The following is a 14,609-nucleotide window of genomic DNA, read 5'->3' on the forward strand; positions in this document are numbered from 1 at the left end:
GGTGCGGCGCCGACCTGGGGGAAATCTTGTGCCGGCACTCAGGTCCGGCGGGACGAAGGCCTCCCGCGAGGTATCACCCGGGTGCCACAATGCTCCTCAACGGCGAGGCTGCCACGGCGCCGAACCTCGCCGCACCCCGCCGAATCAGGAGCCCTCATGCGATCACCCGACCCGCTCGCCCGTTCCGTCGCCCGCCCCCGCCCCGCGCGTCTTCTCGTCGCCGCGACGGCGGTGGCGGCATCCGTTCTCGTCCTCGCCGGATGCACCAACCCCATCGACCAGCTCGTGCAGGGCGGGGTCCAGGACGGTGTGGAGCGCATCATCGAGGAGCAGACCGGGTCCGACATCGAAGTCAACACCGGCGGAGGCGCGTCGCTCCCCGAGGGGTGGCCCGCCGAGATCCCGGTTCCGGACGGCAGCCCGATGTTCTCCATGGCCGCCGAGGGCGGCTACCAGGCGACCTTCGAGGTGGCCGATGCCGCGGAGGGCGAGCGGATCAAGGATCAGCTCGTCGCCGACGGCTATGTCATGGAGGGCGAGACCGACATGGGGCAGATGAAGATCTGGATCCTCGCGGGGCCCGAGTGGCGGGTGTCGCTGTCCGCGATCCTGCCGGAGGAGGGCGACACCAGCACGTCGCCGAGCCTGACCTACCTGGTTTCGCCGGTCGCCGGCTGACCCGCCGGCCGGTAGGCCGGCCGCGTTCGCACAGAGACAGCTGACCCGGCGCGATGGCCCCCCGGTCATCACGCCGGGTCAGCAACGCGGCCGAATACTCACCCCCAGGCCTACGCGTCGAATTCGACCGCGTAGACAGCAAACACCGGCAGAGACGAGACTAGACGAAGAACCGCCCCGATTCAAGACTTTGGATTCACAGTCCATACTTACATGACGTCGGGTTACGGTTCTCGTACCGCGGGCGACCCGAAACCCCCGCGGAACGCCCTCGCCCGACGTTCCACGCACCCGAATCGAATCCACCGAATGGTCTCTTCCGCGTCCCCCCGCGCACCCCGCACGTCCACCACCGACCGGCCCGCCCGCGCCGAACGCCCACCACGTATGAGCCGCGAGGAACTGCGCACCCGCGTCCTCGCCGCCGCTCACGACATGCTCGGCGACGACGGTCTCACCGTCGGCCTGCACCACCTCAACATGGAGGAGCTCATCCGCCGCGTGGGGGTGCCGCGCAGTTCCGCGTTCGCCGCGTTCGGCGGCAAGGAGCAGCTGATGGCCGACCTCATGGTCGACACTCTGCGCCCCCGCCTCGTCGACGGCGGCGCGCTGTCGATCGTCTCGGACGGATCCGTGGAGGAGGTGCGGCGGATCCTCATCGAGAACGCCCATCGATTGACGGATGCCGCGGGCCGACCCGACCCCGCCGGCGGCACCGTCGTGCTCCGTGAGGCGGTGCGCGTGGCCCTCGTGCGGAACTTCCACGACACCATGGCCTCGCCCGAGTGGAAGAGCTACATGGCCCTGTCGGTCTCGGTGAACAGCCTCCCCGAGGAGCGGCGTCAGGTGGTCCGCGAGACGCTGCAGCAGACCGACACCGTCTTCCTCGAGCGCATGGCGCGGTTCTACGAGCAGATCTTCGCCGTGGTCCACCGCCGTCCGCGCCCGGGCGTGACCTATCGCCAGCTGGTCACCGCCGGGGCATCCGTCGTCGAGGGGCTCGTCAGCCGCGCCCTGATCGGCTCGGAGTCGTTCTCGGACGACCGGCGCGGCCCCGGCCTCGACGGCGAGGACGTGCCCTGGTCACTGGTCGCGACGGCGTTCTGGGCGCTCGTGGAGGGCCTGAGCGAGGAGATCCCCGCCCCCGGCACCGGCGCCCCCGAGCACGATGGCGTGCTGAGCCGCTGACCCCGCGAAGGCGCCGCGGAGCACAGTTCGCTTGTCGCCTCTTGCGGGTCGCGGAGCGCGACACCCGCAAGAGGCGACGAGTGAACGGATGGGACTCGGTCCGTCAGAGGGCGAGGCGCTCGCGCACGACCGCGGCGAGGGTCTCCGCGTGCCGTGTCGCGTCGTCCTCGGACGCCGCCTCGACCATCACGCGCACGAGCGGTTCGGTGCCGGACGGACGCAGCAGCACGCGCCCGGCATCGCCGAGCTCGGCGGTGGCGGCGGCGACGGCATCCGTCACTCCCGGGTCATCCGCGACGCGCGTCCGATCGACGCCGGAGACGTTGATGAGCACCTGCGGGTACACCGTCATGACGGAGGCGAGCTCGGCGAGGGTCTTCCCCTGCCGCACCATCTCGGCCGCCAGGTGCAGACCCGTGAGGAGCCCGTCGCCGGTCGTGGCGAAGTCGCTCATGATGACGTGACCCGACTGCTCGCCGCCGAGCGAGAAGCCGCCCTCGTTCATGCGCTCGAGGACGTACCTGTCGCCGACGGCCGTCGTCTCGACACGGATGCCGCGCTCGGCCATCGCGCGATGAAGACCCAGATTGCTCATGACGGTGGTCACGAGGGTGTCGGCGACGAGGCGGCCGCGATCCTTCAGAGCCACCGCCAGGATCGCCATGATCTGGTCGCCGTCGACGATGCGCCCCTGGGCGTCCACCGCGAGGCAGCGGTCGGCGTCGCCGTCGTGGGCGATGCCGAGATCGGCCCCGGACTCGACGACCGCGCGGGCGATCTGGTCGAGGTGGGTCGACCCGACGCCGTCGTTGATGTTGAGGCCGTCGGGGTCGGCGCCGATGACGGTGACCTCGGCGCCGGCGTCGCGGAACGTCTCCGGCGACACCCCGGATGCCGCACCGTGCGCGCAGTCGAGCACGACGTGTAGACCGTCGAGGGTGTTCGGGAGCGAGCCGAGCAGGTGCACGACGTAGCGGTCTTCGGCATCCGCGAAACGACGGATGCGGCCGACGGCGGCGCCGGTCGGCTGGAGCTTCGGCTGCGTCAGCGCCTCTTCGATGCGCTTCTCCACGACATCCGGGAGCTTCACTCCCCCGCTCGCGAAGATCTTGATGCCGTTGTCGGCGGCGGGATTGTGGGAGGCGGAGATCATCACGCCGAAATCGGCGTCGACGTCACCGACGAGGAACGCCGCGGCCGGCGTCGGGAGAGTCCCGGCGTCGAGCACGTCCACACCGGACGAGGCGAGGCCCGCTTCCACGGCGGCGCTCAGGAAGTGTCCCGAGATGCGCGGATCGCGGGCGACCACGGCCGTGAGGCGCTTGCCGGCTGCCCGACGCGCCTCGGCCGTGCGGCCCTGGCCCAGGACGACAGCGGTCGCCTGGGCCAGGGTGAGTGCGAGTTCGGCGGTGAGGACCTCGCCGTTGGCGAGGCCGCGCACACCGTCCGTGCCGAAAAGAGGCATCGGAACCCGCGTGATCAGCGCTTCGAGTACTGAGGCGCCTTACGGGCCTTCTTGAGTCCGGCCTTCTTGCGCTCCTTGACGCGCGCGTCGCGCGACAGGAAGCCGGCCTTCTTCAGCGTCGGGCGGTTGTTCTCTTCGTCGATCCCGTTCAGCGAGCGGGCGATGCCGAGACGCAGCGCGCCGGCCTGGCCGGAGGGGCCGCCGCCGTGGATGCGCGCGATCACGTCGTACGCGCCCGTGAGGTTCAGGACCGTGAACGGGTCGGTGACCAGCTGCTGGTGGAGCTTGTTCGGGAAGTAGTCCTCGAACGAGCGGCCGTTGATGGTGATGGTGCCGGTGCCGGGGACCAGGCGCACGCGCGCGATGGCCTGCTTACGGCGGCCGACGGCCGCACCGGGAACCGAGAGCACGGGGCGCTCGGTCGCGACCGCGGTCTCGTCGGCCGGGGTCTCGGTCGAGAAGTTGGTGGATTCTTCGATGTTCGCCACGAGTATGTCCTTGTCTGTGCGGCGCTTACTGGGCGACCTGGTCGAGGGTGTACGTCTTGGGCTGCTGAGCCGCGTGCGGGTGCTCGGCACCGACGTAGACCTTGAGCTTCGACAGCTGCTGGCGCCCCAGGCTGTTCTTGGGGAGCATGCCGCGCACGGCCTTCTCCACGGCGCGGACGGGGTTCTTCTCGAGGAGCTCGGAGTAGGTGACCGACTTCAGGCCGCCCGGGTAGCCCGAGTGGCGGTAGGCCTTCTTCTGCTCGAGCTTCTGGCCGGTCAGGGCCACCTTGTCGGCGTTGATGATGACGACGAAGTCGCCGGTGTCGACGTGGGGAGCGAAGGTCGGCTTGTGCTTCCCGCGGAGGAGGGCGGCCGCCTGCGAGGCGAGACGTCCGAGGACGACGTCGTTCGCGTCGATGACCAGCCACTCGCGCTGGATTTCACCAGTCTTCGGGGTGTAGGTGCGCGTCACAATAGTGCTGCTTTCTTGATCGAACGGAGAGGTTCGTGAATCCCACTCCGGGGTCCTTCCCGTCGGGAAGAAAACCAGTGGAGGGCTCACGTTCGTGGTGCCGGGTCAGCTGAGCCGCACACCAAAGGTCAACCTTACGGCATCCCGGGGTGCGGGCCAAACCGCGTCGAGGCGGGCGGGCGGGCGAGGCGGGCGGGCGGGCGCGGCCCGGCGGGCGCGGCCCGGCGACCGTGTGCGGGTCGGGCGGCGTACCTAACTCCTCAAGAAGGCGGCGATCCGGGCCGGGCGGGCGCCTTGCGGCGCCTCCCGGCCCGGATCGGAGGAGTTCGGTACGGCCCGCCCGGCGCACCCGACATCGGAAAGCCCTTGCTCGATAGGGTCGGACGATGGCCATCACAGACTTCCCCGCCCTGTTCGCCACCCTCGACGACGTCGCGCGCAGCTCCGACTTCGGCGGCGTCGTCTCGATCGACGTCGACGGAGACCTCGTCGGCGCACGCGCCTACGGATTCGCCGATCGCGCCTACGGCGTCGTCAACACCGTCGACACGCGGTTCGGCGTCGCCAGCATCGCCAAGGGGTTCACCGCCGTCGCGGTGCGCGCCCTGATCCGCGACGGCGTGCTCGCCGCCGACACCACGGTGCGCGGCATCCTCCGCGACGATCTGCCCCTCATCGACGACGCCGTCACCGTCGAGCAGCTGCTCACCCACACGTCGGGGATCGGCGACTACCTCGACGAGTCCGGCGACGGTGAGATCACCGACTACGTCCTGGACGTGCCGACGCACCGCCTCGACACCACCGAGGCGTTCCTCGCGGTGCTCGACGGGCGTCCGCAGGTCTCCTCTCCCGGGACGACGTTCGCGTACAACAACAGCGGATACGTCGTGCTCGCCCTCATCGCCGAGCGGGCGAGCGGCGTCCCGTTCCATGATCTGGTCGCCGAGCGCGTGTTCGCCCCCGCCGGGATGACGCGCACCGGCTACCTCCGCATGGACACCCTCCCCGGCGACGCCGCGCGGGGCTACCTGTTCGATGACGAAGACGACCGCACCAACGTGCTGCACCTGCCCGTCCGCGGCAGCGGCGACGGCGGCGTCTACACGACCGCCGCCGACCTGAGCCGGTTCTGGCGGGCGCTCACGGACGGCACGCTGCTGCCGACGGATGCCGTTCACGACCTCGTCCGTCCGCGCGAGACCGTCGACGACGAAGACCTGCGGTACGGCGCGGGGTTCTGGCTCGACCTCGACGGGCCCGGCATCCTGCTCGAGGGATACGACGCCGGAGTCTCGGGCCGGTCCCGGTTCGACCCCGAGACGCGCGTGACGGTGTCGATCCTGGCCAACACGTCCGAGGGCGCGTGGCCCGCGATCGGACGCTACGCCGAGCTACTCGGCTGACGTCGGACGAGGTTCGCGAGGCGCTCGCGCTCCCAGGTCGGAACGCGCAGGAAGTAGTCGTGCGAGAAGAGGTCGATCGGCGCCGCGACCTCGGACTGCGTCGGATCGACGAGCTCGTATGGCAGGTCGGTCTGCGCGAAGGTCGTCCGCGACCGGGGCGGGCGGAGGCGGCTCGCGAGCGTGTCGGCGAGGACGACGAGGTCGAAACGGGTGCGCAGGACGATGACCCGATCGACGGCGCGACGGATCGTCGCCCACTCCCCCGGCATCCGTTCGACCGCCGGCACGTGCATCAAGACCAGCACCCGGATGCGTTGACCGACGGATGCCGCGTTCAGCGCGACCGTGCCGCCGTGGCTATGGGCGTAGACGACGTCGAGGGTGCCGGCATCCGTTGCGGCGGACGTCCACGCGACGAGCGCGTCGCCGGCGGCGCGGCGCGCGGAATCGGAATACTGCCCTGACCAGGTGAAGAAGCCCGGGCCGTCGTAGAGGTTGCGGCCGACGCGGGCCTCGAGGTGGTCGTGGAGCGGTGCGCCCGGGATGTACCAGCGGGAGCCGGTGTCGCCGAGCATCGCGAACGTGCCGTGGACCGTGGTGCTGACCGCGGCGCGCGAGCGGGTGGGAGCCGGTGGCGCCGGTGGCGCGGGTGCGGCCGTGGGGGCGGGTGTCCCGGGGGCGGGTGGTGCCGCGGGGGCGGCGGTCTGGGCGATCGCTCGGGCGAGCGGATCCGCGGAACGGACGAGCCGTGCCAGCGCGGCCGCCGCCCCGGGGTGATCGGGCATCATCGCGTGCAGCGCCACGGACGCCGCCGCGGCTTCGACGGGGGTGGCGGCGCGGAGGCGTCCGGCGAGCAGACGGGCGAGGGTGGTCGGGTCGCCGGTGGTGGTGACCTCCGCGTACAGCGCCGCGGCAGCCGCGAGGTCGATCGGGTCCGTCGGGGGTCGCGTCACGCGCGCAGCGGCCGGGGCGACGGCGGGCGCATTGAGCGCGTCACCCTCCGGCGCCGTCCCGCTCAGCGACGACGCCGCCATGAGGAGGTACTGCGCGGCACGCGAGGAGGCGGCGAGGTCCTCGATCGACTCGGCCGACGCTCCGGCCAGCGCCTGCACCGGTTGCACCGCGGGCACCGCGGGCACCGCGGGCACCGCCTGCACCGCGGGCACCGCGAAGGCGGCCATCCCCCGGGGAATCTGCGGTCTCATCCCCTTCCTCCCTTCCGGTCGTCAGCCTTGTACGCGGCGCCGGTGTCCTCCGCACGCCGTGCCGAACTCCTCTGATCCGAACGCAAAAACCCGAAAACCCGGTCTTCTGGCCCGCTGACCGCCGAAGAGGAGGAGTTCGGCTCGCCTCGACGCCGTGGCCGGCCGGCGAATGCGGGGAGACGGAGGCGACGCCGTCCGCCGCGACGACCCCGGGTGCGCCGAGTGGCGTGTACCGAAATCCTCCGATCCGGACCGAAAACTGCCGAAAACCGGTTCTCCGGCCCCCTCACTGTCGAGAAGGAGGAGTTCGGCTCGCCTCGGATCCGTGACTGACCGGCTCACGCGCGCCCTGCCGCAGGTCACAGCCCGTGCCGCGCCCGGACCGCGGCGATCGCGGACAGCCCGCGCTCCGTCGATGCGGGATCCGAGCCCGATCCGGGCCCGATCTGCGCAGCGAGGGCATCGAGTTGGCGGGTGAGCGCGGCGCGCACCGCGGCATCCGTGCTGAGCGTGGCGATCTCGTCGACCGCCTGCACGAACCGCGCAGCCACGGCCGGATGCTCAGCCCCGTAGTGCCGCATCGGGCTGAGCGCGGCGTCGACCTGCTCGGCCGCACCGGGCGCGATCGTCACCACGCGCGGCGAACCGTCATCCCCCGCGAGCACGCGCGGGAACGCCGGCATGTCGACGATGCGGGTCGTGATGGCGCTGAGGTGGCCGAGCGCGTGCACGGCCGTCGTCGGGTCGTTCACCCCCGGCGATAGTGCCCTCAGTCCGATGTCGAGGATCTGCTGGACCCCGTAGTCGATGTCCTCGGCGGCTGTCCGCTCGTATCCGACTCCGTACGCCGCGCGGATCGCCTCGTCGATCTCGGCCTGACGCTCCCCCGCCCGGCGCTCAGAACCTCGATTCGGCTGCGGCTCGACATCCCACCATGCCGAAAGCGGCATCCCCGCCACGATGTTCGCCCCCACGCGGGCGCGTTCCTCGATGACGAGCCCGTGCTCGCTCGCGATCTCGACCAGACGCGCGTGGTCATGACTGGTGATGAAGCCGCTCGACGTCGATTTGGTGACGTGCATCTCATCGGGACGGATGCCGGGCTCACGCGCCGCCGACGCCGCACGGTTGCGTGCCGACACGCGATCGATCGTGCGGTCGGTCTCGGCGTGGATGTCCTTGAGCATCGTCTCCACCCGCAGCTGCGCCGCCAGATGCGCGAGGAAGAACACGAGGGTGCAGACGCTCACGAGCGTCAACACGAAGGCGAGGGTGACCGCGATCCGCGGGACGAACTCGGGGATCTGCTCGGTATCGGATCGCACCGAGCGCAGGACGGTGAGCGAGTACGCGAAGGTGCCGAGGAAGGCGGCGAGCGTCCAGTGCACCTGCCGGTCGCGGGCGAACAAGCGCAGCACGCGGGGGGACGCCTGGCTGCTCGCCAGCTGCAGCGCCACGACGGTGAGGGAGAACGTCAGCGAGGTGACGGTGATGAGCGATCCCGCGATCGACGACAGGACGGTGCGGGCGGTCTCGGCTCCGCCGTTGAAGACGAGCGAATCGACGGTGTCGGGCAACGACTCGTCGACGGCGATGTCGAGCTGCGGCATCACGATGCCGAGCAGGACCGCCAGCACGACGATGGTGAACGGCACCGGCCACAGCCGCGACTCGATCGACTCGGTCACCCGCGCCCACCATCCCCTCCGCCGCGCGTCGGTTCCGGAAGTGGCGCGGGTGGAAGAGCTCATGCGTCGATCCTCTCCCGCGCCATCGACGGATGCCGCACCCTTGCGGTCGGCGGACACGAGGGGTAGCGGGGCGGGGCGGGGCGAGGTGAGGTACCGGCATCAGCCCGGGCCGAACTCCTCAGATCCGGGCATCCCGGCGCCGCAGCGCGCCTACGCGTCCCGTTTCGCTCCGAATAGGAGGAGTTCGGTACGCGCGGAGGGCGATATCGGATCGATTCCCGCACCGCGGGCCGGCCGTCCGGGCGTACAGTTCTCGCACGGAGGATGCCCGATCCTCCCGCTGGATACCCCTGGGGAGGGGGATCTGTGATGGACGACGTCGTCTCCACAGTCATCGTCATCGCCGCCGCGATCGCGCTCTGGATCGCGGCGGCGGTCATCGTCGGCATCCTGATAGGCGGCATGATCCGTCGCCGAGACCGGTGACGTGCGCGCTGCCCGCGGGGCTCCGCGTGGCCGGCAGCGCGGGCAGCGCGGGCCGAACTCCTCGAAATGCGGCGGTGGCGCGCTCGAGAGCCCTGGGAAGTGCCCCCAACACGCCGGGATGGAGGAGTTCGGCACGGGCCAGCGGGGTGACGCCGCCCGGGACCGCGCACCACAACCGTCGAGCTCGGGAACGGCGCAGCCGGATCGGATGAGCCGGGACCCGTGATCAGCCGGGCCGAACTCCTCAGAAACGTCGGCTGAGCCCGCCCAAACCCCTCGGAAGCGCCCCCGACACCCCGGGATTGAGGAGTTCGGCACGGCAGGGCGCCGGATCGGACGCCCGGCGCCGGCGCGGCACGGGGCCGGATCAGCCGGCGGGCGCCGCCCTCGGGCAAAAATGAAGCGGCCCGCGGTGGGGGGCCGCGGGCCGCTGTCCGTCCGGATGATACGAGTCGCACCCGAAGCGACGATCTGGGACGGACATGAAGAGCAGGCTGGGGTCCGTACTCTCGAGCTCCAGCCTACGCAGGCGTCACAGCCGACGTCTGTAGGCCTTTCGGGGGACAAAACACACGAAAACGGTTAGAGAACGATGAGAAGGATGCCGAGGGCGTTGAAGACGACGTGCGCGACGAGGGCGCCACCGATGCGTCCGGTGACCACCGCGAGCACCCCGCATCCGACTCCGATCCCGATGGTCCCGACCAGAAGGCCCGCCGGCGCGAACGGCCCGAGCGTGACCAGGTGTAGCACCACGAACGCCGCGGTCGACACAGCCACCGCGATGACGGCGGCGAGCGCGCGCCCCCGTCGGCCGAGCGCATCGATGAGGGCCCGCAGCATCACCCCGCGGAAGAACACCTCCTCCACGACGGGCGCCACCACCACCGCCCCCAGCACGCTGACCGCAACGACGACGGGCGGGGCACCGAACGGTCCACCCAGGGTCCCGGTCGTCGGCTCGATCACCTCGACGGCGGCGCGCACCACGAGCGCGATCGCCACGCCCACGAGGGCGTCACTCCACCGCCACGGACGGATGCCGAGCACCCGCCCGATCGCACCGCGCCCCGCCCATCGCGCGGCGACCACGGCACCCGCGGTGAGCGGGAGCGCGACGAAGGCGAGCGCGAGAAGCTGGCGTTCGAGCTCGCCGAGCATCCAGAACCAGCCGGGGCCCGTTCGGTCCGCGCCCGCACCGTCGTCGGTCCACAGCAAGAGCCCCGCGGTGACGAGCCACGCCCCCGCCGCCACGGCAAGCGCGAAAGACGGCCGGGTGTAGGCCACCCGGCCGTCTTTCGTGAGCGTTGTCACCGCGGGGTGCGCGGATTCAGCGAGGTCAGGCGCGCGATGCGCGGCGACGCGCCGCCGCGGCCGCAACCGCGATGCCGCCGACGCCGAGCGCGCCGACGCCGAGCCACAGGGCTGCACCGGGGACGTCGCCACCGGTGGCGGGCAGGCCGCCGGTGGAGCCGGTGCCGCCGGTGCCGCCGGACGCGGAGCCCTCGACGACGGTGACCGTGACCGTGTCGGTGAAGGTGCCGAACGACTCGTCACCCTGGGCGACCGTGATCGCGTAGTCGGCCGCGGTCGGCGGGGTGAAGGTCGCGGAGGTCGCGCCGCCGACGACGGGCTTGGTGACGGATGCCGTTCCGGTCGCGGCGGAAGCGGCGACGGAGGTGAGGGTCACGCCCTGCTGCACTCCGGGGCCGGTGACGCTGAACGTGGCGTCGAAGTCGTCGTTCAGACCGGTGCAGGAGATGGTGGTCGAGCCGCCGAGGGCAACCGTGGTGGGGTTGGCGACGCACTCGATGTCGACGGGGTAGGCGTGGGCCGCAGAGGCGCCGGTCAAGACGATGGCACCGGCAACTGCGACAGCCGCGAGGGATTTCTTCATGGGGAGTTCCGTATCTCTTGGGGAGTGGTTGTGTAGCGACCCTCGGGCAGGTCTATGTTCGAGCAACCATAGCGATTGTCAGGAAAAACGCAGAATCAGCGCAGTTACAAGCTGGTAACGATAGCGCGCCGTTCCCATAGCGTTCCCGCTAACATCCGCTAGGACACAACGGATGCCGCTCGCCGGCCGCGCCGCGAACTCACCCGGCCGCGCCCGGAGCCTGCCCGGCGTCGGCGAAGAACGCGACTTCGTGGCGCGACGACCTCCGGAACGCCTCGAGCATCGCCGCGCGCGTTCCTTCGTCCGCCGTCGCCGCGGCCGTCGTCACGATCTCGATCGCCCGGGCGGTGGATGCCGCGAACGCCGCGTCACCGTACGTGTCGAGCCAGGAGCGATAGGGGTGTTCGGCATGGGACAGAGCATGCAGGCGGGTTCCGACATCCTGATACAGCCAGAAGCAGGGCAGCAGCGCCGCGATCAGTACCGCGTAGTCTCCCCGCGCGGCGACGGCGAGGAGATGGTCGAGATACGCGACTGTGACGGGCGCCGGGGCGACGGCATCCGCGCGCTCCGCACCCGGTCGTCGGCCACCGCCCGGCTCCGCCAGCCAGCTCTCGTGGAGCTGCATCTCGGCGGCGAGCGCACCGTGCGCACCGAGAGCCCAGAACGCCTGCGCGTCCTGGTCAGGCGCGAGTCGGCTGGCCTCGGCGAGCACCCGCGCGTAGTCGCGGAGGTACAGCGCATCCTGCGCGAGGTAGGTCGTGAATTCCTCTCGCGCGAGCGTGCCGTCACCGAGACCACGGACGAACGGCAGCGTATCGATCGCCGCCCGCTCCGACGCGATCTCCTCCCACCACGCCGTCCGCACGGCCTCGGGCGTCGGCCGCGTCGACAGCCCGCCCCGGGCCCACAGCCCCGCGAAGTGACTGACCGGACCGTTCCCGCCGCCGACCTCGAGCGCCGCGCCGTGCCGGATGCTCTCCGCGAGCCATCGCTTGCTCTCCGTGGTCGCCGCCACCCAGTCGCCGGTCTGCGCCACACGGGTCGCGAGCGCGGCGGACAGCGAGCATCCGGTGCCGTGGGTGTTCGTCGTCTCGATGCGGACGCCCGCGACCTCGACCACGTCACCGTTCGGATGCACGAGCGCATCCGGCATCCGCTCCCCCGCCCGGGCGCGCGCGCCCGCCCCGGCGCCCGCGAGGTGGCCGCCCTTCGCGAGCACCCGCACCCCGTGCCGCTCGGCGACCCGCGCGGCCTGCGCGATCACGTCGTCCCAGCCCGTCGCCACCGGCTCCCCGGCGAGGATCGCCAGCTCCGGAATGTTCGGCGTCACCAGGTCCACCCGCGCCACGAGCGTCCGCAGCGCCTCCTCCGCCGCCCGGTCGAGCAGGCGATCACCGCTCGTCGCGATCATGACCGGGTCGAGCACGACCACCGGCGGCGTCACGCGCCCCAGCCATTCCTCGACCGCGCGGATCACCTCGACCGTGCCGAGCATCCCGATCTTCACCGCGTCGATCGCGACGTCGTCTGAGACTGCATCCAGCTGCTGCGTGAGGAATTCCACGGGCGGCATATGCACCGAGCGCACCCCGCGTGTGTTCTGCGCGACGAGGGCGGTGACCACCGCCATCCCGTAGCCGCCGTTCGCGGCGATGCTCTTCAGGTCGGCGTGGACGCCCGCGCCCCCGGTCGGGTCCGTCCCCGCGATGCTCAGCACCCGCGGCACGGCCCGCGGCACGGCCCGCGGCGCGACCCGCGGCGACGCGCTCACTCGCCGACCTCCCACGCGCGTCGCAGGTCTCGGGCAGCGGATGCCGGATCCGCCGCCGCGCACACCGCCGACACCACCGCGGCACCGGCTGCCCCGGCGGCTCGCAGCCGCGGCAGGTCGGCGACGGTCACGCCCCCGATCGCGACGGACGGCACCGCGACGGATGCCGCGAGTTCGGCGAACCGCGCATGCCCGAGCGGTGCGGGCGCATCCTTCTTCGTCTGCGTGACGTGGAGCGCGCCGATCCCGACGTAGTCGATGCGCGCCGGGCTGGAGGCAGCCTCGGCGAGCTGTGCCGGAGTCGCGGCGCTGAGTCCGAGCACGGCGTCGGCGCCGATGAGCTCGCGGACGACCGGCGCGGGGAGATCGGACTGTCCGACGTGCACGCCGTGGGCGCGGTCGGCGAACCCGCGCGGGAACGCCCGGCGCGCGGCGAGATACACGTCGACGCGGTCGTTGACGAGCAGCGCGACCTCGTCGGGCAATGCCTCGGCGAGACGGACGACGGTGTCGAGGAACCCCGCCGCCGCGGCATCCTTCTCCCGCACCTGGACCGCGGTGACACCGCCTCGCGCGGCGGCGACGGCGAGGTCGACGAGGTCGTGCCCGGCATCCGTCGCCTGCCGCGTGTCGGTCACAAGGTAGAGCGAGAGGTCGAGGCGGGTCATGACGCCGCGTCCGTCGCGTCCGTCGCGTCCGTCGCCGCGTCCGTCGCAAGGACCGCCGTGCGCCGCAGCGCGTCGCCGTCGATCTCGGCGAGCGCGTCGAGGAATCCCACCGCGAAGCTACCGGGACCGCTCGCCCGGGCCGCGGCGCGCTGCGCGGCGACCGTGTACACCGTGATCGCGGCGACGGTGGTGGCGAGGCGGTCGTCGTCCACGGCAGCGAAAGCCGCCATGACCGCGCCGAGCGCGCAGCCGCCGCCGGTGACCTGGGTCAGGAGCGGGGTCCCGTTGGAGATCCGGACGCTCTCCCGCCCGTCGGTCACGAGGTCGACCGGCCCCGAGACCGCGACGATGCCGCCGGTCCGGAGGGCGAGAGCCCGAGCGTGCGGCTCGGCGGCGGCGAGGTCGTCGGCGGCGTCGACACCGCGTCCGCCCGCACCGGCACCGCCGACAGCGATGATCTCGGACGCATTCCCCCGGATGATCGTCGGCCCGGCATCCCGCAGCTCGAACCCGAGCGGGGTCCGGACCGGAAGTGCGCCGACAGCGACCGGATCCAGGACCCACGGGGTCCCGGCATCCGTCGCCGACGCCACCGACTCGCGCATCGCGGTTCGCTGCTCGGCGGTGGGGGTCCCGAGGTTCACGAGCAGCCCGGAGGCGATGGCCGCGAAGGGCCCCGCCTCGTCGGGGATGTCGACCATCGCGGCCGACGCCCCGAGGGCGAGCAGTGCATTCGCGGTGAAGTTCACCACCACGCTGTTGGTGATGCAGTGCACGAGGGGCGCGGATCTCCGCACCTCCTGCAACGCATCGACGGAGAACTCGAGCAGGTGCTGTGGCGTGCGCGTCATGCGCGACATCCCTTCGCTAGTACGAACTAGATCAGGTTCGACGGGTGTCATCTCAGCCCCATGGGGCACCCCGTGTCACGTGTTGCGCTCCACCCTACCGATCCTCCGGATGCCGGGGGTCGGCCGGTCGGGTCATCGGCGCGCGCGGTGAAGAACGCGGGAGATTCGGTCGTTCGGGCGGGGTTTCGCACCCGAGAGGGCCGGTTTATCCCCGGCGTTTGACGCCGATCGGCGGAAACCATCGGCGACGACCAGCCGCGCCCGCCGAATCCGACGGCGACGCCGGCCGCGCCCACGCCGGGCGGCGTCGGGGTCGGTCCCGGCGGATCCGGTCACGAAC

13 protein-coding genes and 1 riboswitch are annotated in these 14,609 nt (G+C 71.7%); of the genes, 3 read left to right on the forward strand and 10 right to left on the reverse strand.

Going from position 1 to position 14,609, the window contains the following annotated elements:
- Positions 1-156: 156 nt before the first annotated feature.
- Positions 157-678 carry a hypothetical protein gene (locus tag KZC50_RS00990; RefSeq protein ID WP_301134881.1) on the forward strand — a complete coding sequence of 174 codons (522 nt, stop codon included), beginning with the start codon at positions 157-159 and terminating at the stop codon, positions 676-678.
- Positions 679-987: 309 nt separating this feature from the next.
- The gene (locus KZC50_RS00995; RefSeq protein ID WP_310890273.1) at positions 988-1,866 is read left to right on the forward strand and encodes a TetR/AcrR family transcriptional regulator; all 879 of its coding nucleotides are present in this window, start codon (positions 988-990) and stop codon (positions 1,864-1,866) included.
- 103 nt (positions 1,867-1,969) lie between these two features.
- On the opposite strand, the gene glmM is transcribed toward KZC50_RS00995, so the two are convergent.
- The 3 genes from glmM to rplM are packed head-to-tail and all read right to left on the reverse strand — an operon-like array spanning position 1,970 to position 4,291.
- Positions 1,970-3,331, reverse strand: coding sequence for a phosphoglucosamine mutase (gene glmM / locus KZC50_RS01000; protein ID WP_310890274.1), 1,362 nt, complete (start codon positions 3,329-3,331; stop codon positions 1,970-1,972).
- Positions 3,332-3,345: 14 nt separating this feature from the next.
- A complete protein-coding gene (gene rpsI, locus KZC50_RS01005; RefSeq protein WP_064319293.1) occupies positions 3,346-3,819 on the reverse strand; it encodes a 30S ribosomal protein S9 in 474 nt (157 codons plus the stop codon).
- A gap of 25 nt (positions 3,820-3,844) precedes the next feature.
- Positions 3,845-4,291 (reverse strand): 50S ribosomal protein L13, encoded by a 447-nt coding sequence (gene rplM, locus KZC50_RS01010; protein WP_053548557.1) that lies wholly within the window; start codon positions 4,289-4,291, stop codon positions 3,845-3,847.
- A gap of 386 nt (positions 4,292-4,677) precedes the next feature.
- Between rplM and KZC50_RS01015 the strand changes: the two genes are divergently transcribed.
- Positions 4,678-5,697 (forward strand): serine hydrolase domain-containing protein, encoded by a 1,020-nt coding sequence (locus tag KZC50_RS01015; RefSeq protein ID WP_310890275.1) that lies wholly within the window; start codon positions 4,678-4,680, stop codon positions 5,695-5,697.
- Here the strand turns inward: KZC50_RS01015 and KZC50_RS01020 are convergent.
- From KZC50_RS01020 to thiM, 7 genes are all read right to left on the reverse strand, one after another.
- On the reverse strand, positions 5,676-6,902 hold the full coding sequence (locus KZC50_RS01020; RefSeq protein ID WP_310890276.1) for a hypothetical protein: 1,227 nt from the start codon (positions 6,900-6,902) through the stop codon (positions 5,676-5,678). The two genes, KZC50_RS01015 and KZC50_RS01020, sit on opposite strands and share 22 nt — an antisense overlap.
- Positions 6,903-7,261: 359 nt before the next feature.
- Entirely contained in the window at positions 7,262-8,653 is a 1,392-nt protein-coding gene (locus tag KZC50_RS01025) for a DUF2254 domain-containing protein (protein ID WP_310890277.1), read from the reverse strand.
- A gap of 1,008 nt (positions 8,654-9,661) precedes the next feature.
- The gene (locus KZC50_RS01030) at positions 9,662-10,366 is read right to left on the reverse strand and encodes a CPBP family glutamic-type intramembrane protease (protein WP_310890278.1); all 705 of its coding nucleotides are present in this window, start codon (positions 10,364-10,366) and stop codon (positions 9,662-9,664) included.
- Between the two features lie 52 nt (positions 10,367-10,418).
- Complete coding sequence (locus KZC50_RS01035) at positions 10,419-10,976, reverse strand: hypothetical protein (protein ID WP_310890279.1); 558 nt, start codon at positions 10,974-10,976, stop codon at positions 10,419-10,421.
- Between the two features lie 199 nt (positions 10,977-11,175).
- Positions 11,176-12,750 carry a bifunctional hydroxymethylpyrimidine kinase/phosphomethylpyrimidine kinase gene (locus KZC50_RS01040; RefSeq protein ID WP_310890280.1) on the reverse strand — a complete coding sequence of 525 codons (1,575 nt, stop codon included), beginning with the start codon at positions 12,748-12,750 and terminating at the stop codon, positions 11,176-11,178.
- Positions 12,747-13,418, reverse strand: coding sequence for a thiamine phosphate synthase (gene thiE, locus KZC50_RS01045; RefSeq protein ID WP_310890281.1), 672 nt, complete (start codon positions 13,416-13,418; stop codon positions 12,747-12,749). The genes KZC50_RS01040 and thiE overlap by 4 nt, the downstream gene beginning before the upstream one ends.
- Positions 13,415-14,269 (reverse strand): hydroxyethylthiazole kinase, encoded by an 855-nt coding sequence (gene thiM / locus KZC50_RS01050; RefSeq protein ID WP_310890282.1) that lies wholly within the window; start codon positions 14,267-14,269, stop codon positions 13,415-13,417. The genes thiE and thiM overlap by 4 nt, the downstream gene beginning before the upstream one ends.
- A riboswitch (TPP riboswitch) is annotated at positions 14,261-14,352 on the reverse strand. (Overlaps the previous gene by 9 nt.)
- Between the last annotated feature and the right edge of the window lie 257 nt (positions 14,353-14,609).

Source organism: Microbacterium aurantiacum (assembly GCF_031625015.1).
In the GTDB taxonomy this organism is placed as follows: Bacteria; Actinomycetota; Actinomycetes; order Actinomycetales; family Microbacteriaceae; genus Microbacterium; species Microbacterium aurantiacum.

Excerpts from the sequence above, each read along its gene's own strand:
- KZC50_RS01020 (WP_310890276.1), bottom strand. The coding sequence starts at position 6,902 with ATGAGACCGCAGATTCCCCGGGGGATGGCCGCCTTCGCGGTGCCCGCG.
- KZC50_RS00990 (WP_301134881.1), top strand. The coding sequence starts at position 157 with ATGCGATCACCCGACCCGCTCGCCCGTTCCGTCGCCCGCCCCCGCCCC.
- thiE (WP_310890281.1), bottom strand. The coding sequence starts at position 13,418 with ATGACCCGCCTCGACCTCTCGCTCTACCTTGTGACCGACACGCGGCAG.
- KZC50_RS00995 (WP_310890273.1), top strand. The coding sequence starts at position 988 with ATGGTCTCTTCCGCGTCCCCCCGCGCACCCCGCACGTCCACCACCGAC.
- KZC50_RS01035 (WP_310890279.1), bottom strand. The coding sequence starts at position 10,976 with ATGAAGAAATCCCTCGCGGCTGTCGCAGTTGCCGGTGCCATCGTCTTG.
- KZC50_RS01015 (WP_310890275.1), top strand. The coding sequence starts at position 4,678 with ATGGCCATCACAGACTTCCCCGCCCTGTTCGCCACCCTCGACGACGTC.
- KZC50_RS01025 (WP_310890277.1), bottom strand. The coding sequence starts at position 8,653 with ATGAGCTCTTCCACCCGCGCCACTTCCGGAACCGACGCGCGGCGGAGG.
- thiM (WP_310890282.1), bottom strand. The coding sequence starts at position 14,269 with ATGACGCGCACGCCACAGCACCTGCTCGAGTTCTCCGTCGATGCGTTG.
- glmM (WP_310890274.1), bottom strand. The coding sequence starts at position 3,331 with ATGCCTCTTTTCGGCACGGACGGTGTGCGCGGCCTCGCCAACGGCGAG.